23 protein-coding genes are annotated in these 20,538 nt (G+C 72.6%); 13 read left to right on the top strand and 10 right to left on the bottom strand.

Going from position 1 to position 20,538, the window contains the following annotated elements; translation table 11 throughout:
- Nucleotides 1–68: 68 nt before the first annotated feature.
- On the bottom strand, nt 69–479 hold the full coding sequence (locus ACZ7H1_RS00410) for an MmcQ/YjbR family DNA-binding protein (RefSeq protein ID WP_470782422.1): 411 nt from the start codon (nt 477–479) through the stop codon (nt 69–71).
- 78 nt (nt 480–557) lie between these two features.
- Here ACZ7H1_RS00410 and ACZ7H1_RS00405 point away from each other — a divergent pair, with 78 nt between their 5' ends.
- Nucleotides 558–1,748, top strand: a complete 1,191-nt coding sequence (locus ACZ7H1_RS00405) for a saccharopine dehydrogenase family protein (protein WP_470782421.1) — start codon at nt 558–560, stop codon at nt 1,746–1,748.
- Nucleotides 1,749–1,782: 34 nt separating this feature from the next.
- On the opposite strand, the gene ACZ7H1_RS00400 is transcribed toward ACZ7H1_RS00405, so the two are convergent.
- Nucleotides 1,783–2,463, bottom strand: a complete 681-nt coding sequence (locus ACZ7H1_RS00400; protein WP_470782419.1) for an endonuclease V — start codon at nt 2,461–2,463, stop codon at nt 1,783–1,785.
- Between the two features lie 26 nt (nt 2,464–2,489).
- On the opposite strand from ACZ7H1_RS00400, the gene ACZ7H1_RS00395 reads away from it, so the two are divergent.
- Nucleotides 2,490–2,789, top strand: coding sequence for a YciI family protein (locus ACZ7H1_RS00395; RefSeq protein WP_470782417.1), 300 nt, complete (start codon nt 2,490–2,492; stop codon nt 2,787–2,789).
- Between the two features lie 116 nt (nt 2,790–2,905).
- On the opposite strand, the gene ACZ7H1_RS00390 is transcribed toward ACZ7H1_RS00395, so the two are convergent.
- Entirely contained in the window at nt 2,906–3,982 is a 1,077-nt protein-coding gene (locus tag ACZ7H1_RS00390; RefSeq protein ID WP_470782415.1) for a WD40/YVTN/BNR-like repeat-containing protein, read from the bottom strand.
- Between the two features lie 306 nt (nt 3,983–4,288).
- Between ACZ7H1_RS00390 and ssgD the strand changes: the two genes are divergently transcribed.
- Both ssgD and ACZ7H1_RS00380 read left to right on the top strand, forming a co-directional pair.
- Nucleotides 4,289–4,705, top strand: coding sequence for a spore wall synthesis regulator SsgD (gene ssgD, locus ACZ7H1_RS00385; protein WP_470782414.1), 417 nt, complete (start codon nt 4,289–4,291; stop codon nt 4,703–4,705).
- Between the two features lie 173 nt (nt 4,706–4,878).
- Nucleotides 4,879–6,540 carry an ABC-F family ATP-binding cassette domain-containing protein gene (locus tag ACZ7H1_RS00380; RefSeq protein WP_470782413.1) on the top strand — a complete coding sequence of 554 codons (1,662 nt, stop codon included), beginning with the start codon at nt 4,879–4,881 and terminating at the stop codon, nt 6,538–6,540.
- Nucleotides 6,541–6,596: 56 nt separating this feature from the next.
- Here the strand turns inward: ACZ7H1_RS00380 and ACZ7H1_RS00375 are convergent, their stop codons facing one another.
- Complete coding sequence (locus ACZ7H1_RS00375; protein ID WP_470782412.1) at nt 6,597–7,076, bottom strand: ATP-binding protein; 480 nt, start codon at nt 7,074–7,076, stop codon at nt 6,597–6,599.
- Nucleotides 7,077–7,274: 198 nt separating this feature from the next.
- Between ACZ7H1_RS00375 and ACZ7H1_RS00370 the strand changes: the two genes are divergently transcribed.
- From ACZ7H1_RS00370 to ACZ7H1_RS00340, 7 genes are all read left to right on the top strand, one after another.
- Nucleotides 7,275–8,126, top strand: coding sequence for a helix-turn-helix domain-containing protein (locus ACZ7H1_RS00370; RefSeq protein WP_470782410.1), 852 nt, complete (start codon nt 7,275–7,277; stop codon nt 8,124–8,126).
- Nucleotides 8,127–8,206: 80 nt separating this feature from the next.
- Complete coding sequence (locus ACZ7H1_RS00365) at nt 8,207–8,410, top strand: hypothetical protein (protein WP_470782409.1); 204 nt, start codon at nt 8,207–8,209, stop codon at nt 8,408–8,410.
- Between the two features lie 259 nt (nt 8,411–8,669).
- A complete protein-coding gene (locus tag ACZ7H1_RS00360; RefSeq protein WP_470782407.1) occupies nt 8,670–9,641 on the top strand; it encodes an acyl-ACP desaturase in 972 nt (323 codons plus the stop codon).
- A 58-nt stretch (nt 9,642–9,699) separates the two neighbouring features.
- Nucleotides 9,700–10,002 (top strand): hypothetical protein, encoded by a 303-nt coding sequence (locus ACZ7H1_RS00355; protein ID WP_470782405.1) that lies wholly within the window; start codon nt 9,700–9,702, stop codon nt 10,000–10,002.
- On the top strand, nt 9,995–11,146 hold the full coding sequence (locus ACZ7H1_RS00350; protein ID WP_470782404.1) for a hypothetical protein: 1,152 nt from the start codon (nt 9,995–9,997) through the stop codon (nt 11,144–11,146). Before ACZ7H1_RS00355 ends, ACZ7H1_RS00350 begins: the two co-directional genes overlap by 8 nt.
- On the top strand, nt 11,143–11,799 hold the full coding sequence (locus ACZ7H1_RS00345; protein WP_470782403.1) for a hypothetical protein: 657 nt from the start codon (nt 11,143–11,145) through the stop codon (nt 11,797–11,799). The genes ACZ7H1_RS00350 and ACZ7H1_RS00345 overlap by 4 nt, the downstream gene beginning before the upstream one ends.
- Nucleotides 11,796–12,380, top strand: a complete 585-nt coding sequence (locus tag ACZ7H1_RS00340) for a hypothetical protein (protein WP_470782402.1) — start codon at nt 11,796–11,798, stop codon at nt 12,378–12,380. Before ACZ7H1_RS00345 ends, ACZ7H1_RS00340 begins: the two co-directional genes overlap by 4 nt.
- Here ACZ7H1_RS00340 and ACZ7H1_RS00335 read toward each other — a convergent pair whose 3' ends face one another.
- Both ACZ7H1_RS00335 and ACZ7H1_RS00330 read right to left on the bottom strand, forming a co-directional pair.
- Entirely contained in the window at nt 12,381–12,617 is a 237-nt protein-coding gene (locus tag ACZ7H1_RS00335) for a WhiB family transcriptional regulator (protein WP_470782401.1), read from the bottom strand.
- A 78-nt stretch (nt 12,618–12,695) separates the two neighbouring features.
- The gene (locus ACZ7H1_RS00330; RefSeq protein ID WP_470782399.1) at nt 12,696–13,493 is read right to left on the bottom strand and encodes a VOC family protein; all 798 of its coding nucleotides are present in this window, start codon (nt 13,491–13,493) and stop codon (nt 12,696–12,698) included.
- A 210-nt stretch (nt 13,494–13,703) separates the two neighbouring features.
- On the opposite strand from ACZ7H1_RS00330, the gene ACZ7H1_RS00325 reads away from it, so the two are divergent.
- Complete coding sequence (locus ACZ7H1_RS00325) at nt 13,704–14,378, top strand: TetR/AcrR family transcriptional regulator (protein WP_470782397.1); 675 nt, start codon at nt 13,704–13,706, stop codon at nt 14,376–14,378.
- Here the strand turns inward: ACZ7H1_RS00325 and ACZ7H1_RS00320 are convergent.
- From ACZ7H1_RS00320 to ligD, 3 genes are all read right to left on the bottom strand, one after another.
- Nucleotides 14,350–15,789, bottom strand: coding sequence for an MFS transporter (locus tag ACZ7H1_RS00320; RefSeq protein WP_470782396.1), 1,440 nt, complete (start codon nt 15,787–15,789; stop codon nt 14,350–14,352). The two genes, ACZ7H1_RS00325 and ACZ7H1_RS00320, sit on opposite strands and share 29 nt — an antisense overlap.
- On the bottom strand, nt 15,786–16,757 hold the full coding sequence (locus ACZ7H1_RS00315) for an alpha/beta hydrolase (protein ID WP_470782395.1): 972 nt from the start codon (nt 16,755–16,757) through the stop codon (nt 15,786–15,788). Before ACZ7H1_RS00315 ends, ACZ7H1_RS00320 begins: the two co-directional genes overlap by 4 nt.
- Nucleotides 16,758–16,897: 140 nt before the next feature.
- Nucleotides 16,898–17,917 (bottom strand): non-homologous end-joining DNA ligase, encoded by a 1,020-nt coding sequence (ligD, locus tag ACZ7H1_RS00310; RefSeq protein ID WP_470782394.1) that lies wholly within the window; start codon nt 17,915–17,917, stop codon nt 16,898–16,900.
- Nucleotides 17,918–17,991: 74 nt separating this feature from the next.
- On the opposite strand from ligD, the gene ACZ7H1_RS00305 reads away from it, so the two are divergent.
- Nucleotides 17,992–19,056 (top strand): ATP-dependent DNA ligase, encoded by a 1,065-nt coding sequence (locus ACZ7H1_RS00305; RefSeq protein ID WP_470782392.1) that lies wholly within the window; start codon nt 17,992–17,994, stop codon nt 19,054–19,056.
- Between the two features lie 40 nt (nt 19,057–19,096).
- On the opposite strand, the gene ACZ7H1_RS00300 is transcribed toward ACZ7H1_RS00305, so the two are convergent.
- Nucleotides 19,097–20,491 carry an NAD(P)/FAD-dependent oxidoreductase gene (locus ACZ7H1_RS00300; protein ID WP_470782391.1) on the bottom strand — a complete coding sequence of 465 codons (1,395 nt, stop codon included), beginning with the start codon at nt 20,489–20,491 and terminating at the stop codon, nt 19,097–19,099.
- Between the last annotated feature and the right edge of the window lie 47 nt (nt 20,492–20,538).

Raw genomic sequence — 20,538 nt, 5'->3', positions numbered from 1 at the left:
AGCGATGCTAGGAACGGCACCCGCTCCGCACAAGCCCCTGGGCGAGCAAGCGCTTAGTTCTTTTGCGCCTACGCCCGCTTCTCCCGCTCCCCCGTCTGTGCCTGCCGTTCGTCCAGCTCCTTGATCAGGCGCTTGAGGGCCACGGTCCGGTAGCTCTCCTCCACCCACTCGCACAACACCTCGGCCGACGGGGACCCCTTCGGCGCGAGCGGGACCGTCACCCAGCCGGCCTTGCCCAGCCCGTATCCGGCCGGCTCGGCCCCGGGCATGGTCATCGCGTGCCCGTGCAGGTCCTCGTCCTTCAGCTTGACCGTGACACCGAGGGGGTAGTCGCCCTCGGTGTCCCCCAGGAAAACGAAGATCTTCTTGTTGACCTTCACCACGCAGTCCTCGGGGCCCCAGGGGAACTCCTCCCCCGCACCGGGCAGATCGAGGGCGAATGCCCGGACTTTCTCCCACTTGCGCGCAGCACTGTTCATCGGCGGACCTCCCTGGTCGCACGGGCACCTGACGCTCACGCTAGCCTCGGCCACCGACAACAGCCGGGAGGAGCGGGGATGAACAGACAGGACGGGCCCGAGCGGGCGTACGACGTCGTGCTCTTCGGAGCCACGGGGTTCGTCGGGGCGCTGACCGCCGAGTACCTGGCCGCGCACGCCCCCGAGGGCTGCCGCTGGGCGATCGCCGGCCGCAGCACCGCGAAACTGGAGCGGCTGCGCGAGCGCCTCACCGCCATCGATCCCGCCTGCGCCGCACTGCCGTTGCTGCACGCGGACGCCTCCGATCCGGACTCGCTGCAGGAGCTGGCGCGGTCCACCCGCGTGCTCGCGACCACCGTCGGGCCGTACGTCTGGTACGGCGCCGGGCTCGTGGCCGCCTGCGCGGAGGCGGGCACCGACTACCTGGACCTGACGGGCGAGCCGGAGTTCGTGGACCGGATGTTCGTGGAGCACGACGCGCGGGCCCGGGAGACCGGGGCCCGGATCGTGCACGCCTGCGGCTTCGACTCCGTACCGCACGATCTGGGCGCGTACTTCACGGTGCGGCAGCTGCCCGAGGGCGTCCCGCTGACCGTGGACGGGTTCGTCCGGTCGAACGCGCTGTTCTCCGGCGGGACCCTGGCCTCCGCGCTGACCGCGATGGGCCGCGGGCCGCAGAGCCTGCGGGCGGCGCGGGAGCGGCGCCTGCACGAGCCGCGGCTGCTGGGCCGCCGGGCCCGCGCCCCGCTGGGGGCGCCGCGGTTCAGCCGCGAGACCGGCACCTGGGCGCTGCCGCTGCCCTCGCTGGACCCGAAGGTCGTGGCCCGCTCGGCGGCCGCGCTCGAGCGGTACGGGCCGGACTTCCGCTACCGGCACTACGCGTCGGTGAAGCGGCTGCCGGTGGTGCTCGGGGGCACTGCGGCGCTCGGTGCCACAGTGGCGCTGGCACAGCTGCCGCCCGCGCGGAACTGGCTGATGGGCCGCTGGGAGCCGGGCCGCGGGCCGGACGCGCAGCAGCGGGCGCGCAGCTGGTTCACGGTGCGGTTCGTGGGCGAGGGCGGCGGCCGCCGCGTCTTCACGGAGGTCTCGGGCGGCGATCCCGGGTACGGGGAGACGGCGAAGATGCTGGCCGAGTCGGCGCTGAGCCTGGCGTACGACGAACTGCCCGCGACGGCGGGGCAGGTGACGACGGCGGTCGCGATGGGCGACGCGCTGACGCAGCGGCTGCGGGCGGCGGGGATCGTCTTCCGGGTCGTGGACCTGCGGTAGCCGGGGTCGCAGCGGCGGGGCGTCCGGTGCCCGGTCAGCCCTGGGCTTCCCGCAGGGCGCGGCGGCAGAGCGAGTCGGCCTGCCGGGTGGTCTCCGGGATCCGGAAGCGCGGGCTCAGGGCGAGGGTGTGGGCGCAGGCGTTGTCGAGGGAGACCCGGTGCCCGACGGACACGTAGACGGGTTTGACCCCGCTCTGGGTCCGCAGGGCGGCGCCGACCTCGAGCCCGCCGGGAGCGAGCAGCGGGGACCGGTCCCCGCGCCGGTCGGCCGGAGGCTCGTACGCGAAGGTGAACGGGTTCTTCGCGACGCCGACGGCGGGCAGTCCGGTCACGACGCCGAGGTGGCTGGCGAGCCCGAAGCCGCGCGGGTGAGCGATCCCGTAGCCGTCGCACACGACGAGCGCGGGCCGGGCGCTGAGCGCGTCGAGCGCGGCGAGCACGGTGGGCAGCTCGCGGAAGGCCAGCAGGCCCGGGACGTAGGGGAAGCTGACCCGGCCGACGGCGGTGGCCTCCTCGACGGTCTCCAGCGTCGCCGCGTCGAGGACGACGGCCGCGGCGGCCACGAGGTCGCGCTCGTCGTCGTACGCGACGTCGACGCCGGCGACCAGCCCGCGTCCGGGCGGCGGGCCCGCCTCGTCCCGCACGACGCGGGTGCGGAGTTCGTCCTGTATCGCCCGGGCTTCGGCCTCGTCGGCCGGGGTCTTCACGCTCGTCATGGTGATCCGAGAGTAGCCTGACGATCATGTTCGTAATGGAGTTGACCTACATCGCACCCATCGAGGCCGTCGAGGAGGAGCTGGACGCCCACATCGCCTGGCTGGACGGCCACTACGCGGCGGGCGTCTTCCTGGCTTCGGGGCGCAAGGTGCCGCGCGACGGCGGCGTGATCCTGGCGGGCGGCGTCTCGCGTGCCGAGATCGAACGCATCGCGGAGGAGGACCCGTTCACGCGGGCCGGCGTCTGCACGTACCGCATCACGGAGTTCCTGGCGACGAAGACCTCCGCCGACCTCTCCACGGTCCGCGAGGCGCCCGCGGTCTGACCGCCCGGCTGTACGAGCGGCCCGGTCCGATCCGCGGGGCCCGCCGGTGAGCGGACCCCGCTGCCGCGCCCGGACCGCGGGCCGGCAGGGTCGGGCCGGGCCGGGCCGGTCGGGTCCTACCTCTGGAGGCGGGCGATGCGGCCCTTCTCCCCGGAGGCCCAGCAGGCGCCGTCCGTCGTGCAGTCGACCGTGTCGAACGATCCGGCGTCCAGCGGGCGCCAGGTGCGGCCGCCGTCCGTGGTCAGGTCCGTGCCGGTCGGCCCGACCGCCAGCGCCGCCGAGCGCGCGTACGGCAGCCAGGCCACGCCCGAGCGGTACGCGGGCGGCGGGGTCGACGCGGGCGACCAGGCGCGGCCGCCGTTGCCGGTGACGGCCGCCGCCTGCGGTGACGCCTGGTCGGCGCGGTAGTCGCCGCCGACCGCGATCCCGTGCCGCCGGTCGCGGAAGGCCAGGGCGAAGACGCCCTTCGCGCCCTCCCCCGCCGGGACGCTCGTCTCGGTGACCGTCCATCTCCGCCCGCGGTCCGAGGAGTGCAGGACCCGGGCCACGGCCCCGCCGCCGGTCGCCAGCCACACGTCACGGGGACCCGCGCTCACCAGGCACTGGCCGCTGGCTGCGAAGCCCGCCTCGCCCGGCAGCGCGGCCGGCATCCCCGCGTCCGGCAGCACCCGCCACGAGCGGCCGCCGTCCGAGGTGGACAGGATGCGGAACTTCCCGTTCACCGGGTCGCTCATGGCGAGGCCGTGGCGGCGGTCGAAGAAGGTCAGGCAGTCGTAGAAGGCCTTCGGGTCCGGATTGCGGAAGGTCTCCGTCCAGCTGGCTCCGCCGTCCTCGGTGCGGAAGACCCGCGAGTCCTCGCCCTCGCCGATGGAGAGGGCCACCGCCCGCCGCGCGTCGAAGGCCTCGATGTCGCGCAGCTCCAGGCCCGCCGCGGCCGGCGGCGATACGTTCCGCCAGGTGCGGCCGCCGTCGGTCGTCCGCAGCACCGTGCCCTTCGAGCCCGACACCCAGGCCGTGGACCGGCTCACCGCCGCGAGCCCGCGGAACCGGGCGTCCGTACCGCTCTGCTTGAGGGCCCACCGCGCGCCCGAAGCGGACGCGACCGCCCCGGAGTCCACCGGACCGCCGCCCGGACCGCTGTCCGCCAGGGCCACGGGCGCCGCGAGCGCCCCTGCTAACACTGCCGCGCACATGCCAACCGCCAGAAGTCTCATGGCGCGGGAAGCTAACGCACCGCCGTGATCGCCGTCCAGAGCGCGTCACGCCGGCCTCACGCCCACCATGCGGGCCAGCGAGAACCGGCCCTTCTGAAGCACCACCGGCGCCCCGGGAACCCTTCCGCTTCGCACCATGAGCAGCGACGCCACGATCACTCTGTGCGATCACACAGGTTGATTCACGCCACTCGGTGACACACGTCACGCACCCCTCCCGTGCACGGATCCGCCGGTTCCTGCGTCTACCCAGATGCCCAACCGATCGCCGCAAGGGAGCAGGCCTTGATCACCGTTATCGAGCAAGCAGTACAGGCCCGGCTGGTCGCGACCGCACCCAGGGTCGAGTCCGTGCCCGTCACGCTCTGCTACGACCGCTCGGACCCCTTCGCGGTCCGGATGGCCTTCCCCGCCCCCGCGACGCTGGAGGGCATCGAGGTCTCGTGGGCGTTCGCACGCGAGCTCCTGGAGACGGGCATGGAGGAAGCGTCCGGCATCGGCGACGTCCGGGTGCGCCCGTACGGACCGGAGCGCACCGTGGTGGAGTTCCACGCGCCCGAGGGCATCGCCGTCGTCCTGATGGAGTCCGGCGAACTGCGCCGCTTCCTGGACCGCACGGCCGCGCTCGTGCCGCCCGGCATGGAGCACCTCTACCTGGACGTGGACCACGACCTCGCCGAGCTGCTGCGCGGCACCCTCTGAGCGGCACCCTCCGACGCGACGCGTAAATCGTTTGCGGGCCGGTTCGCCGGCCCGTAGCGTCAGCGACGGAACTGCCGTCGTTGATCGGAGAAGGACATTGCTCGTGAGGCCCTGAGACACCGCCCGGTGTCTCCACGTGTTGCTCGGAACCACTCATGCAACCGGAGGCCTCCATGTCACGTTCTTCTTCTCCTTCCGCCGCGTTCGTCACCTGCTCCGCCCTCGGCTTCGACTGGCCTGACGGCACCACCGTGTTCGACGGTCTCCAACTGACCGTCGGCCCCGGCCGCACCGGCCTCGTCGGTCTCAACGGCTGTGGGAAGTCGACCCTCTTGAAGCTGGCCGCGGGTGAACTGACCCCTTCGGACGGGCAGATCACGGTGGCCGGCTCGGTCGGCTACCTCCCCCAGGGCCTGATCCTCCACACGGACCTCCGCGTCGACGACGCCCTCGGCATCGCCGCCGCACGCGCCGCCCTGCACGCCATCGAGGCGGGTGAGGCGACCGAGGAGAACTTCACCGCGGTCGGCGACGACTGGGACGTCGAGGAGCGCGCCCGCGCCACCCTCGACCAGCTCGGGCTGGACCGGATCGGCCTCGACCGCACGCTGGGCGACCTCTCGGGCGGCGAGTCGGTGCTGCTGCGGCTGGCCTCGCTCCTGCTGCGCCGCCCGGACGTCCTGCTCCTCGACGAGCCCACCAACAACCTCGACCTGCACGCCCGGCAGCGCCTCTACGCCGCGGTCGAGTCCTGGTCCGGCGTCATGGTCGTGGTCAGCCACGACCGCGAGCTGCTCGAGCGCGTCGACCAGATCGCCGAGCTGCGCGAGGGCGAAGTGCGCTGGTACGGCGGGAACTTCTCCGCGTACGAGCGCTCTCTCGCCGCCGAGCAGGAGACGGCCGAGCGCCTCGTCCGGGTCGCCGAGGCCGATGTGCAGCGGCAGAAGCGCGAACTGGCCGACGCCCACGTCAAACTGGCCCGCCGCAGGCGGTACGGGCAGAAGATGTGGGACCAGAAGCGCGAACCCAAGATCGTCATGGGTGCGCGCAAACGGCAGGCCGAGGTGTCCGCGGGCAAGCACCGCATCCTGCACCAGGAGAAGCTGGCCGAGGCGCGGGACCGGCTGGACCAGGCGGCCGAGGCCGTACGGGACGACGACGAGATCTGCTTCGAGCTGCCCGCCACCCGCGTGCCCCCGGGCCGCGGTGTGCTCACCCTGCGCGAGCTCGCCCTCGCCCACGCCGGCGGCAGGCACGTCGTACCGAAGGGGTGGGAGCTGCGGGGGCCCGAGCGGATCGCGCTGGTGGGGCGCAACGGCTCCGGAAAGACCACGCTGCTGCGCACGATCGCGGGGCAACTGCCCCCGGTCGCGGGCGAGGTGGAGGCCCATGTGCCGCTGCGCTTCCTGCCGCAGCGCCTCGACGTCCTCGACGACGGGCTGTCGGTGGTGGACAACGTGGCTCGCATGGCACCGGAGGCGACGAACAACCGGATCAGGGCGCGGCTCGCCCACTTCCTCTTCCGGGGCGCCCGGGCCGACCAGCCCGCCGGCACCCTGTCGGGCGGCGAACGGCTGCGCGCCACGCTGGCGGCGCTCCTGCTCGCCGAGCCGGCGCCGCAGCTGCTGATGCTCGACGAGCCGACGAACAACCTGGACCTGGCGAGCGTACGGCAGCTGACCACGGCACTGGAGTCGTACGAGGGAGCGCTGATCGTGGCGAGCCACGACGTGACGTTCCTGGAGTCGATCGGCATCACGCGCTGGCTGCTGCTGGACGGCGAACTGCGCCCGACGACCGGGGAGGAGGTGAGGGGAGCGCTGTGGGAACACTGATCTGGGCCCTGACGTGGCCGCCCGCGCCGGCCGCGGTCCGGCCTGCCCCGGCACCCTCAGGGGTGACGGGGCAGTAATGCCCAGGACTTGGTGCCGCCCCGCGGGGTGAGCACGGGGGTCAGCCCCCAGTCCCCGCCGCAGGCCTCGACCGCTGCGGCCAGCAGCCACATCCCGCGGCTGCGCCGACGCCGGCATTCCTCGCTCTCCTCGGGCGAGGAATGCGCCGGGTGCTGGTCGTAGACGACGATCCGCAGCGCGTCGAACTGCCAGCGGACCTTGAGCAGGATTTCCTTGTCGGGGGTGAACCGGTGGGCGCACGTGACCAGTTCGGAGGCGGCCAGGGCCGCGGTGTCGCACAGTTCCGACAGGCCGTGCCTGCCGAGCAGGGACCGGACGGCCGAACGGGCGCTGCCCGCGCAGTGGGCGCCCCCCGGCAGGCCTATGGAATAGCTCAGCCCTTCCGCGTCCGGTTCCGCGCCCGGCGGGATCCGCCTGGACTCCTGGGCCGACCGCAGGCCACGGAGGCTGCCCGTCATCGTGCTGCTCCAAATTCCGAGGTGCGCAAGGGGGTGGACATTCGGGCACACGGAGTCGCCCCGTGTGAGACTTGCACTACCGACCGTAGCGCAACCGGGTGCACAGTGCTACTACTTGTGTGACCACGTGGGCTTTCTTATGCCATTTCGGGCGTGGCGGCGCCGTGCGCGCAGCCGCGGCCGAGGAGAGGGGGAATCATGCCGCCCAGGAGCACCCCGACAGCACGTCAGCAGCGACTCGGCAGCGAGCTGCGCAAACTCCGTGAGCAGTCGGGCATGACGGTCCAACAGGCCGCCGCTCTCCTGGGGGTGGACCGGACCCGGATCCCGAACATCGAATCCGGCCGGATCGGCATCACGGCCGAGCGCGTCCGCACCCTCGCCTTCAACTACGACTGCCCCGACACGGCTCTGGTGGACCGGCTCGCCTCGATGGCGCAGGAGCGCGGCAAGGGCTGGTGGGAGCAGCACCGCGGGATGCTGCCGCCCGGACTCCTGGACATCGCCGAACTGGAACACCACGCGGTGGAGTTGCACACCGCGGTGACCACGCACATACCGGGGCTGCTGCAGACGGAGGAGCACGCCCGCGCGGTCTTCGACACCGCCGACCCTCCGCTGCCCGCACCCGACCTGCAGGCGCGGCTCGCCCTGCGGATGACCCGGCGGCGGATCTTCGACCGGGAGTGCCCGCCGCAGTACGAAGCGGTGATCCACGAGGCGGCGCTGCGCATGCAGTTCGGCGGGCCGAAGGTGGCCCGGGCCCAGCTGGAGCACATCCTGGAGCAGTCGGAGCGGGGCCACCTCACGGTGCGGGTCATCCCGTTCACCGCAGGCGGGTTCCCGGGCGCGGGCCAGTCGTTCACGTACGCGGCCGCCGCCATATCCCAGCTCGACACCGTACAGCTGGACACCTCGCACGGGTCGATGCTGCTGGATTCCGACATGAAGCTGAGGCGCTACCGGGGACTGCTGGAGCGGCTGCGCCGGCTGGCGCTGCCGGACCGCGACTCGCGCGAGTTCGTCCACCGCGTGGCGCAGGACCTGTGACCCCGTACGCACACACCGCGTACGCCACCGCGCAGCCGAGCGCACCCACGACCGTGACGGGAAGCCCGAGGAGAGACGACATGAGCACGCGCACCAGCCACATCGCCTGGGACGAGGCCTTCTGCAGCGAGGGAGCCAACTGCTTCCGCTTCGGACGGGACGACGAGGGCAGGGCGTACATAGGCACCACCCAGTCCCCGGTGTTCGTCAGCGACTCCATCGACGCCCTGCGGGCCCTGATCGACGCGGTCAAGGCGGGCGCGGCCGACCATCTCGTGCGCTAGGTCGCGTCGTCGGCACGGGGGGGGACTCGCCACCCATGTGGTTACCGGCCGGTAGTCGTCAGTGTCGGTGAAATCGGCGATTTCCGGAGCTCGAAGTGTGAGCGATTTGTCCCGCCGCGCACGTCCGCGACCTCGCCACATAACGGAACGTATCCGTCCGTTCCGCCATCGGGACTTGGCTGGTCCTGACGCCGGGCTTAACCTACGGTTTCGTAACCTACGAAGCCGTAAGTATTCAGCCCGCCCCCCTGGAGTACCCGTGACCATCACCTCTCCCCACCTCGGCAGCTCGGAGGCGTGGACGGACGCCAAGCTGCTGTTCGCGCTGGAAGAGGTGGTCGAGAAGGAGCTCAACCGCCACCTGAAGGTCACCAAGGACTGGATGCCGCACGAGTACGTGCCCTGGAGCGACGCCCGCAACTTCCCCGGCTTCTTCGAGGACGGCGAGGCCTGGGACCCGCAGCAGTCCAAGGTCACCGACATCGGCAAGATCGCGCTGGTCGTCAACCTCCTCACCGAGGACAACCTGCCCAGCTACCACCACGAGATCGCGTCGCTCTTCGGCCGCGACGGCGCCTGGGGCACCTGGGTGCACCGCTGGACCGCCGAGGAGGGCCGCCACGGCATCGTGATGCGCGACTACCTGCTCGCGTCCCGTGCGGTCGACCCGGACAAGCTGGAGCAGTTCCGGATGCAGCACATGTCGGAGGGCTTCGAGTCCGACAACCGCCACTCGATGCTGCACTCGGTCGCGTACGTCGCCTTCCAGGAGCTGGCGACGCGCATCTCGCACCGGAACACCGGACACCAGTCCGGCGACCCGGTCTGCGACCGGATGCTCGCACGCATCGCGCAGGACGAGAACCTGCACATGGTCTTCTACCGCAACCTCCTCGGCGCGGCCTTCGAGCTGGCCCCGGACCTGACCATGCAGGCCGTGCGCGACGTCGTCGTCAACTTCCGGATGCCCGGACACGGCATGCCCGGCTTCGAGCGGTCCGCGGCCCAGATGGCGATCGGCGGGATCTACAACCTGCGGATCCACCACGACGACGTGATCTCTCCGGTGCTGCGCTTCCTGAAGGTCATGGAGATCGACGGCCTCGGCCCCGAGGGGCACCAGGCGCAGGAGGAGCTGGGCCTGTACATGGCCGACCTCGACGCGGAGGCCAAGAAGCTCGACGAGCGCCTCGCGGCGCGCGCGGCCCGGATCGCGGCCCGCGGGAAGTAACCCTCCCGGGTGATGGCGTTTGCCCTGGCGGGCGGCGGTTCTGCCAGGGTGTCCGTCCATGACCTCTCTTCGGGTGGACATCGACCGGCTGAACCGGTTGTGGCAGTCCCTGGACACGTGCGTGACCTCCCTCGCGGAGGCCCGCCGCGCCCTGTCCCGGATCCGCGCGGACCAGCTGGGCACGGCGGACCTCGACGAGGCCTGCGAGGCCTTCCAGGACAGATGGGCCTACGGGGCCGGCGAGCTGTCCGAGCGGATCGGCGAGATCCGCGAGGGCGTCCGGCTGAGCGCCGCGGAGTACGGGCGCCTGGAGGATGCCCTGCGCGCGGCCTTCCGCGGAGCGGCGGCCGACGGTGACTGAACCCCGCGCGTTCCCGGCCCTGGGATGGGACCCGGCTCCGGGATCACCGGCCGCGGTCCTGGCCCTGTCGTCGAAGCTGAAGTCCTCCGCGGCTGCACTGGGCGAGGCCTCGGGGGTACTGGACCGGCTGCTCGGCATGAGCGCCCCGTGGCAGGGCGAGGCGGCGGCCGCGTTCCGCGACTCCCTCTCGGACGAGCTCCCCCGCTACTTACGCCGCGCCCAGGACTCCCTCTCCCGCGCCGCGACCCGCCTCTCGTCGTGGCACGACACCCTGACCTCCCACCAGGCCCTGGCCCGCACGTACGAGTCCCGCGCGGCCGCCGTCCCGCCCGACGACACCGAGGCCCTCGCCTCCGTCCGCCGCCTGGCCCGCGAGCTGACGGAACAACACGCTGCGGACGCCCGCAAAGTGGCCGCGGCCCTCGACACGGCCGCGGAAAAACTGGCTCCCCGCGAGCCGGGGGTACTGCGCCGCTTCACCGACTGGCTGTCGGAGGACGGAGGGGACGCGTTCTCGGACTGGGCTGCGGTCCTGGGGTTCGCGGGCGTCCTCTTCGCCACCTGGTGTCCCCCCGTCGCGATCGGCCTGGTGCTCGTGGCGGGCGGGCTGAGCCTGGCTGCACTCACGCTCCATATGTCGGACCCCAAGGTGCGCAAGCCCATCGCGGACGGCGTCACCAAGGGCCAATTCGACGCGGACTTCTGGAAGAGCAGCGTCACCGTTCTGGGTGATGCCCTGGGCGCAGTGCCCGGTGTTTCCGCCGTGGCACACGGCGCCAAGGCGGGGTCCGCGGCGTTCCGGGCCGCGGCAGCCGTGCCCGAGGGGGCCGCGCTCGCGAACCTCGGCGCTGGCGTCCGCGAGGGCGCTCGCACGACCTGGGCCACGACGGGCTCGATGCAGAACGTCGAGAACCCGCTCACGCAATGGGCGCTCCGTAGCACAGGACCAGGCGCACAGCGCTTGGTGAAATACGGCGTCCCGGCAACGGGCGCAGTAACGGGTACGGCCGGCATCGCTGGTGTGGACGACGAGCCCGTCGTCGACCAGACTTCCACGGCGGTAGATGGGTCCCGGGCCGTACTGGACGACGCCCCCACCGTGGCAGCGAAGACCGCACACGTCTGGTCGGCGGTGGCACGATGAACGGGCACGGGGCGAGCGACGTTCACACCACGCCGCCGGTGTGGTTCCGTTTGCCGCCCGGATTCTGGGACGTCGAGCCCAGCCACCGCGACGAACTCGAATTACTCCTGGCCGAGTGGGTGGGTCCTGCGGTCGCTCCCGCCGCGCTCTCGGACGCCAGCCGATTCATGGACCTAGTCGACCGACTGCAGGGGACCGTCGGCGCGCAATGCGCCGTAGGCCTGCACCTTGATGACGAGGGCATCGCACTGTCCATGTTCTCGCTGGCCGTACGTCCCACACACGTGGGCAACCCGAATGCGGCGATCGCACGCACGTCCCTGAGCCTGCTGGAATCACCGTTGTGGAGCGCTCGCACCGCGCGCTTCCTGGACTTGCCGTGTGGCTCGCCCGCCGTGATGGTCACCGGCATCCTGCCGGTCCCCTGGGCCGACGGAACCGTCGACGTCTGCCAGGCACGGCTCGCCGTCGCACACCCCGCAGGGTCCCATGTCGTGGTCGCGAACCTGACAAGCAACGCGACACAGCACGCGCAGGCCTACGCCGACATCCTGGAAGGAATCGGCTGCACGGTCTCCTTCACCGATCCCACTCCCCCACCGCCGACCACGCCCCGCGCCGCACACTCACGCATTCTGGACGTGCTCACATGACGACAATTCCGCTGCCCCTCGCGAAGACGGCCTGGGAGCACCCGCCGACCGTGGACGGCTTCCGGCGCCTGGCACGGCGCAGGCTCACGTGGCTGGTTGGCACGGTCTCCGCGACCGTGATCACTGCGCCTCTCGCCTTCCTGGCGGCGGATAACAAAATCAGCGTCTTGCTGCTCCTGAGCGTCCTATGCGGGTCGGGGGTGTGCGCCGCCGTCGCACTCTTCGTCCGCCGACACCGTCTGCAGGCCATCCTGCAGGCCTACCCGTGGAGGGAGTACGGCTGCTCCTACCCGCCGCATGCCACGACGAGTTCCGTGCCCATCGTCCTGCACATGGACGACTGCACTCCGGCCTACCAGCTGCTGCCGCCGATCATGGCGCTAGCCACCAAGGAGAACGACCACCCCGACCGGATCTGGTTTGCCGGTGACCCCCGCTACGGCGGGGTGGTGTCGCCCGTCGGGGGGCATTACCCCGTGCGGGTCGTGCCGCACGGGGAGGTTCGTGGGGCCGGTGGAGACGAGGGGCTGGCGCGGCGGGTGGGGCTGGTGAAGGGAGACGGGGTGGGGACGCAGACCTGATCAGGAGCGGCGCAGCCGCAGCCGCTCCTGTTCGGACATCCCGCCCCAGACCCCGAAGCGCTCATCGTGGGTCAGGGCGTACTCCAGACACGCCGCCCGCCCCGTGCACGCCGCGCACAACCGCTTCGCCTCGCGGACCGACGTCCCCGGCTCCGGGAAGAAGAACTCCGGTCCCGTCTGCGCGCACAGCGCGTCCGCCTGCCAGGTGACATCCGTCGCGGTCTTGTTCATCAGCATGGAGGGAGCATGCCGACCGGCGATATACGTCTGATCAACGCCCGGTCAACGGCCCCCGTCTCCCCTCACGCCGCCGCCTCACGCGGCCCCCTCCTGCGGCGCGCTCGCGATCACCGCGAACCGCGCGCCGTACGGGTCCGCCAGCTTCGCGAACCGTCCCACACCCTCCATCGACACCGGCGTCAGCCGGACCTTGCCGCCCAGCTCCTCCGCCCGCGCCGCCGTCACGTCGCAGTCCGCGACCTCGAAGTACGGTGTCCAGTACGGCATCGCGGAGTCCTCGATCGGGTCGGACCCGATCGGGACCAGGCCGGCGAACGCCGCGTCGTCGTCCGCGCCCGCCGGCGTGGCCATCGTGTACGTGCCCCCGGCGAACTCCGTCCGGACGATCTCCCACCCGAACACCCTCCGGTAGAACTCCGCCGCCGCATCCGGCTCGCGCGTGTACAGCTCCGTCCAGCACAGCGAGCCCACGGCCGTCACCAGGTCGAGGCCGGTGTTCCCGTGCGGCTGCCAGGTCGCGAACGCGACCCCGGCCGGGTCGGCGAAGAGCGCCATGCGCCCGGCGTCCAGCACGTCCGAGGGCTCGTACAGCACCGCTCCGCCCGCGGCGCGCACCCCCGCCGCCGTGGCGTCCGCGTCCGCGCTCTGGAAGTAGACCGTCCAGCCGGGCAGGCCCTGCTCGGCGGTGACGTTCATGCCGCCCGCGACGGTCTTGCCGTCGAGCCGGAACATGCCGTAGCCGCCGACCTCCTCTCCTCCCGCTTCGAAGTCCCAGCCGAACAGCTCCGTGTAGAAGCCGCTGGCGCCGTCGATGTCAGGGGTGCCGATGTCGACCCAGTTCGGGGCGCCGTCGGCGTAGTCCGTCGTCAGCATGGCCCGCTCCTCCTCGGGTACGGACGGGTACGGGCGGGGCGTCGTCCGGATCCCGCTCTTCGAGTCTGGCACCGGGCACGGACGGTCCGCCCGGTGGGACGCCACCCGGGCCTGAACCGGGCTGGTACCGCGCCCGTACCGCCCGTACGCGCCGACAGCCCGGCGCCTTGCACACATGCCGCACGACCGTACGTTCAGTAAGATGGGCACATGACTGACGGGCGCATCGAGCGCGGCAACCAGACCCGCAGGCTGGTCCTCGACCACACCATGGGGATCGCCTCGGTCGACGGGCTGGAAGGGCTGTCCCTGGGGAAGATCTCGGCCGACCTCGGGCTCAGCAAGAGCGGCATCTTCGCGCTCTTCGGCTCGAAGGAGTCCCTCCAGGTCGAGACCGTACGCGCCGCGGTGGAGGTCTTCGTCGCCCGCGTCGTCCGTCCACTGGCCCCGGAGCCCGCCGGGGCGGGGAAGGCGTGGCGGCTGTGCGAGCTGTGGCTGGAGTACTCGGGGCTCCGGGTGTTCCCCGGCGGCTGCTTCTTCTACTCGGTCTCGGCGGAGTTCGACTCCCGCCCCGGACCGGTGCGCGACGAGATCGCCAAGACCCAGCGGGACTGGACGCGCTTCATCGAGCGGGTGCTGGACGAGGCGCGGCTGGCCGGCAGCTTCCCGGCAGACCTTGATGTCCCCCAACTCGCCTTCGAGATAAAGGCGTTGATGGAGATGGCGAACGCCCAGTCGGTCCTGCTCGGCGACCCCCTGGCCTACGGGAAGGCGGCGAAGGGGATCCTCGCCCGGCTGCGCATGGCGGCGACCGCCCCGGAGCAGCTCCCGGAACGGCCGCCTGCGATGGCCGCATTCACCTCAGGCGCTGCGGACTCCGGCTGAGCACCGCCGCGCCGGCAGGGCGCATGAGCACCGCCGAACCGGCCGCGGCGAGGGTCGCCACGGCGCAGAACAGGCACACGAGCGGGTAACCGGACGCGCCGGAACCGAGCAGGGCGGCGGTGGCCGCGATGCCGAGCGCGCCGCCGAACTGACGCGCCGTCATCAGCAGTCCGGTGCCGGCCGCGAAGCGCTGCGGGGCGAGGGCCGCCGAGGCGGCGGTCGACAGGCCCGTGAGGGCCATGCCGACGCCGAGGCCTCCGATCAGGCCTGCGGGCAGGAAGACCTGCGCGTACGAGGACGAGGACTCGGCCCACAGCCACAGCACGGCACCGTTGACCGCGAAGAGCAGCGCGCCGGCCGCCACCGCGGCCCACTGGCGGGCGGGCGGGATCCAGCGGCCGACGGCCAGGGCGCCGGCCATGGCCGTGAACGCGCCGGGCGTGACGCCGAGACCCGCTTGCAGTACGGACCAGTCCCAGTGGGCGGTGAGGAAGACGGGGCCGGCCAGCAGCCAGCCGTACATGCCCGCACCGAAGAGCGCGGAGCCGATGCTCGCTCCGGCGAAGACGCGGTCCCGCCACAGGTCGCGCTCGACGGCGGGCGCCGGGTGACTGCGGGAGCGCACGAGTGCCGTGGCCGTGAACAGGGCTCCGGCGCCGAGCAGTCCGAGGACCGCGGGGTCGGCCCAGCCCCACTCCTCGCCCTGGGTGAGGCCGGCCACGACTCCCCCGATCCCGAGGGTGAGCGCGGCGGTGCCGAGGGGGTCGGGCAGGCCCCGTCCGGCGGGGCGGTCCGCGGGGATCGCCCGTACGGCCGCGTACCAGAGCAGGACGCCCAGCGGGACGTTGATCAGGAAGACGGCCCGCCAGTCCCACGCTTCGACGAGCAGGCCGCCCAGGGTGGGGCCGATCGCGGCGGCGAGGCCGCCGGCCGCGCTCCAGGCGCCGAGGGCCGCGGCGCGCCGCTCGGGCGGGGTGTGGCCGAGGACCAGCCCGAGGGCGGCGGGGATCAGGCCGGCGGCCGCGGCGCCCTGCAAGGCCCGTGCCGCGATGAGGAGTTCGGCGGTGGGGGCGGCGCTCGCGGCGAGGGACGTCACGGTGAAGGCGAGGGACGACCCGAGGAAGAGGGTGCGCCGGCCGAAGGTGTCGGCGAGCCGGCCGGCCGCGGCGAGGAGGGCCGCGAAAAACACCACGTAAGCGCTGACCACCCAGGTCAGCCGGGCCAGCGGGACGTCGGGGAAGGCGGCGCGCAGGTCCGGGAAGGCGACGTTGACGACCGTGGAGTCGAGGAAGGCGAGGAAGGTGACCGCGCAGGCGAGGAGCAGGATGCGGGCCGGAGCGGCGGAGCCGGCCGAGGCGGTTGTGCGAGCCGGGGCGGTTGTACGGTCCGGGGCGTCGGCGGTCTCGGTCACCGGGCGGCCGCCCGGCCGTCGGTCGCGGATGCGGAGGCGGTCGCGGGGGCGGAGGCGGTCGCGGGGGCGGAGGCGGTCGCGGGGGCCGGTACCGGTACGGGCGCGACGGCCCGCGCGGGCCCGGGCACGGACGGCGCCAGGAACTCCGCTGCCAGCGCGATGACTTCGGGGTCGGCGAGGATGCGGCGGTGGCCCAGCCCACGGGTCTCGACCAGCCGGGCCCGGTCGCCGTACGCGGTGGCCATGACCCGGGCCTGGCCGGGCTCCGCCACGTCGTCGTCCGCGTCGTGCACGAGCAGCACGGCGGCCGCTCCGATGTCCTCGGGACGGAAGCCCGCGTCGAGGCGGCGCCAGATGTCGGGCTCCCCGCGGAAGACCCTGCGCTCGATGTGGGCGGCCAGCACCGTCACCGCTCGCCGGCCCAGGCGCATGCGCATGCGGAACTGCGCGAGGAGGTAGTCGAATTCGGCGACCCCGCCGATGGCCACGATCCGGTCGGCGCGGATCCCCTCCCTGAGCGTGAAGAACGACGCCAGTACGCCGAGGGAGTGCGCCACGACCGCACTGAAGTCCCCGTGCAGGGAGTGGAGTTGGCGGATGATCTCGCGCAGTTGCCGGACGTTGGCGGCGCGGCCGCCGGACTCTCCGTGCCCCGGGGCGTCGAACGAGACGACGCTGTGACCCTGGGCGCGCAGCACCGCGACGAGGGCCGCGAAGCGCGAGGCGCGCGAGGACCAGCCGTGCACGACCAGCACCGGCCGCGGCCCCTCCCCCCATTGGTACGTGGTGACGGCCACGCCGTCGACGGCCAGCCGCCCGATGCGCGCCCCGGCCATCGCATCCGCCTCGTCGGGACGCAGCCGGGGGCGCCCGAGCGGGCGGATGAACAGCGCGAACGCGGCGCGCCCGGCGAGCTTCGGTGCAATGTGAGAGGTGACGTTGAGCGTGACGCTCAGCAGTGAAGCCATGGGATGCATTTCCGGTTCTCCGGATCTCCTCAGGATGGCAGGATGAGAAGACATTAGCACGATCGTTCGTGTTGTTTTCGGCTCATCACACATCACCGCTGCCGACGGCAGCGCCTCCCGACGCCATTCGGGGGCCGGAGCTAGTCCTCGTGCTTGGCGCGGCTGGGCTGAACGCGCTTGGGCTCGCCCGGCATCTTCGGGTAGTCGGGCGGGTACGGCATGTCGCCGAGCCCGCGGTCGTGTTCGTCACGGGCGGCCAGATCCAGCACGGAGTCCAGCGAGAACGCGTGGTCGTCCATGTCCGCGTGGACGTCGCCCAGTTCGGCGTAGCGGGCCGGCATGGTCACGATGTCGAAGTCCCGCGGTTCGGCCTGGTCGACCTCGTCCCAGCGCAGCGGCGCCGAAACGGGAGCGTGGGGGCGCGGGCGGACGGAGTACGCGGAGGCGATGGTGCGGTCACGGGCGGTCTGGTTGTAGTCGACGAAGATCCGCTCGCCGCGCTCCTCCTTCCACCAGGCCGTGGTGACCTTGCCGGGCATCCGGCGCTCCAGCTCCCGCCCGAGTGCGATCGCACATCGGCGTACCTCGGTGAAGGTCCAGCGCGGTTCGATCGGCACGAAAACGTGCAGGCCCCGGCCGCCGGAGGTCTTCGGCCAGCCGCGCAGGCCCAGTTCGTCCAGCAGGGCGCGCAGTTCGTGGGCGGTGGCCACCGCGTGGTGGTAGTCCGTGCCGGGCTGCGGGTCGAGGTCGATGCGCAGTTCGTCGGGGTGGTCGGTGTCCTCACGCCGCACCGGCCAGGGGTGGAAGGTCAGGCAGCCGAGGTTGGCGGCCCACAGGACGGCGGCCGGCTCGGTGGGACAGATCTCGTCGGCGGTCCGTCCGCTGGGGAAGGCGATGTGGGCGGTGGGGATCCAGTCCGGCAGGTTCTTCGGGGCGCGCTTCTGGAAGAACGACTCGCCCGTCACTCCGTCGGGGTAGCGCTCCAGCGTCGTCGGCCGGTTCCGCAGGGCGCGGGTGATGCCGTCGGCCACGGCCAGGTAGTAGTTCGCCACGTCCAGCTTGGTCAGTCCACGCTCCGGGAAGTAGACCTTCTCCGGGCTGGACAGCCGCACCGGTCGGCCGCCGGCGTCCAGTTCCACCGCAGTACGCGCAGTACCCATGTGCGCCACGGTAGGCGTGCCCCGTCCACCCCGCACACCGGGCGCAACGCCCCGCTGCCTCGCAGAATCGACGTATGGACCTGCCGGTGATGCCGCCCGTGAAGCCGATGCTCGCCAAGTCCGTGGCCCGGATCCCGCCGGGCATGCAGTACGAGGCGAAGTGGGACGGGTTCCGTGCCGTCGTGCACCGCGACGGGGACGAGGTGGTGGTCGGCAGCCGTACCGGGAAGCCGTTGACCAGGTATTTTCCCGAGCTGGTGACGGCGCTGCGGGAGAACCTGCCCGAGCGCTGCGTCGTGGACGGCGAGATCGTGATCGTGCACGAGGGGCGGCTCGACTTCGACCGGCTCACCGAACGCATTCACCCTGCAGCGTCACGTGTGACATTGCTTTCCGAGCGCACGCCCGCCCGCTTCATCGCCTTCGACCTGCTCGCCCTCGGCGACGAAGCGCTCCTCGACACCCCGATGGCCGAACGGCGCGCCGCGCTCACCGAGGCGCTGCGCGGCGCCCGGCCCCCGGTCCACCTCGCCCCGGCGACCACCGACGCGGCCCTCGCCCAGGAGTGGTTCTCCGCCTACGAGGGCGCCGGGCTCGACGGGGTGGTCGCCAAGCCGCTCGACCTCCCGTACCGGCCCGACGCCCGGCTCATGTACAAGATCAAGCACGAGCGGACGGCCGACGTGGTCGTGGCCGGCTACCGCTTCCACAAGAGCGGGCCGGTGGTCGGCTCGCTGCTGCTCGGCCTGTACGACGACCGGGGGGCGCTCCAGCACGTCGGCGTGTGCGCCGCGTTCCCGATGAAGCGGCGGGCCGAGCTGGTCGAGGAGCTCGAGCCGCTGAGAATGCCGGACGCCGCAGGCCATCCGTGGGGCGCGTGGACCGAGGAGTCGGCCCACGAGGGTGCCCGGCTGCCGGGCGCGCCGAGCCGCTGGTCGGGCAAGAAGGACCTGTCGTGGGTGCCGCTGCGCCCGGAGCTGGTGATCGAGGTGGCGTACGACCACATGGAGGGCGACCGGTTCCGGCACACGGCACAGTTCCGGCGAGCGCGGCCCGACCGTGCGCCGGAGAGCTGTACGTACGCCCAGCTGGAGGAGGTCGTGCGCTACGACCTCGCCGAGGTGCTCGGCGGCGGCTGACACCCGCCGCACCGCGCCGCAGCGCCCCGCGGCGGCGCTCTCACCGCCCGGTGATCTTCTCCCACTCCTCGCGCGACGGCCCGGAGGCGTTCGGCGCGAAGCCGGGTCGGGCGTCGAGCCAGCGCGTGACCCTCTCGCGTACGGCCGGCTCGGCGTAGGCCCGTTCCGGGAGTTCGGCCAGATGGCGGACCCGGGCACGGGCCCGCATCACCACCGGGTCCTCCAGGGCGCATTCGAACAGCGCGGCGACCTCGCGCGGGGTGCCGGTCCGGCCCGTTCCGTCGGCGAAGCGCGCCCCGATGGCCTGGTCGGCCACCACCTGGAGGTCGAACCACGGCTTGAGGGTGCGCACGGCCCACGCGTGGTGCGCTGCGGCGAACCGTACGGAGGGCGGGTCGTCGTGGGCCGTGACGGCGACCCGGCGCGCGGCCCACAGAGCCAGGGACATGCCCTGGCCGAGGGTGGGGTTCGTGTGCGTGATGGCGTCGCCCACCGGCACCAGGCCGCTGACGACCGGCCCCTCGTCGTCGCAGAGCGTGCTCCAGCGGTTGTCGAGGCTCGCGGCGGCGAACACCTCCGAGAGCGGGCTCGCCCCGAGCCCCAGCCAGGCCGCGCCGGGCGGGAAGGCCCGCGCGGCTGCCTCGAACACCGCCGGATCGCGCAGGGCCGCGCGCGTGGGGTCCGACGTGTGAACGAACAATGTCACACCGAACACGCCGTTGTCGGCGGGGAATACCGCACAGCCCGCGAAGGGTCCCCCGCTCACCGCCCAGGGCCGGCGCGGGCCCTCCGTACGGTCGGGCAGGCGGTACCAGCGGCAGAAGTACGCGAGTCCGGCCGGGTGGCGTTCCACCACGGGCTGGCGGCAGTCGATCGCTGCCAGCCGGGCCCCGCTCCCGCTGCGGCGCCCGCCCGCGTCCACGACCAGGTCCGCCGGGTACCGGCCGGCCGCGGTGCGGACCCCGGTCACCCGGGGCGGCCCGCCCGCCGTTCCGGGCTCGGCGGTCAGGCCGTCGACGGGCTCGCCGTGGCGGGTGACGACGCCCGGTTCGGCGCGCAGAGCGCTGCTCAGGGCGCTCTCCAGCAGCACCCTCCGGGCCTGCACCATCACGATGTCCTCGTCCCCCGGCAGGGCGGCGGGCCGCTGGTCGAACCAGTCCAGCTCGTGGCGCTCGCGGGCGCCGAGCCGCAGCATCTCCTCGTACACGTCCGGGAGTTCCGTGCGCAGCACGGCGCGGGCGGCGCCGAGCAGGGCGTGCGGCTGTCTGGACTGCGGGACGCCGGGCCGGTGCCAGCCGAAGAAGTCCCGGTCGACGGCGGTGCCGGGCGACCGGCTGTCCCGTTCGAACAGGTCGGCGGTGTGTCCGTGCCGGGCGGCCAGCAGTGCTGTCGCCAGCCCCCCGACGCCCGCACCGATGACCACGAGATGCGCCATTGCCTCCCCCTCGGCCCTGCCGTGCGACGATCACATCGCCCATGAGA

The organism is Streptomyces sp. NPDC037401 (assembly GCF_055602345.1).
Note: the sequence above shows the minus strand (reverse complement) of the source record. Positions and strands in the feature narration are given on the sequence as shown.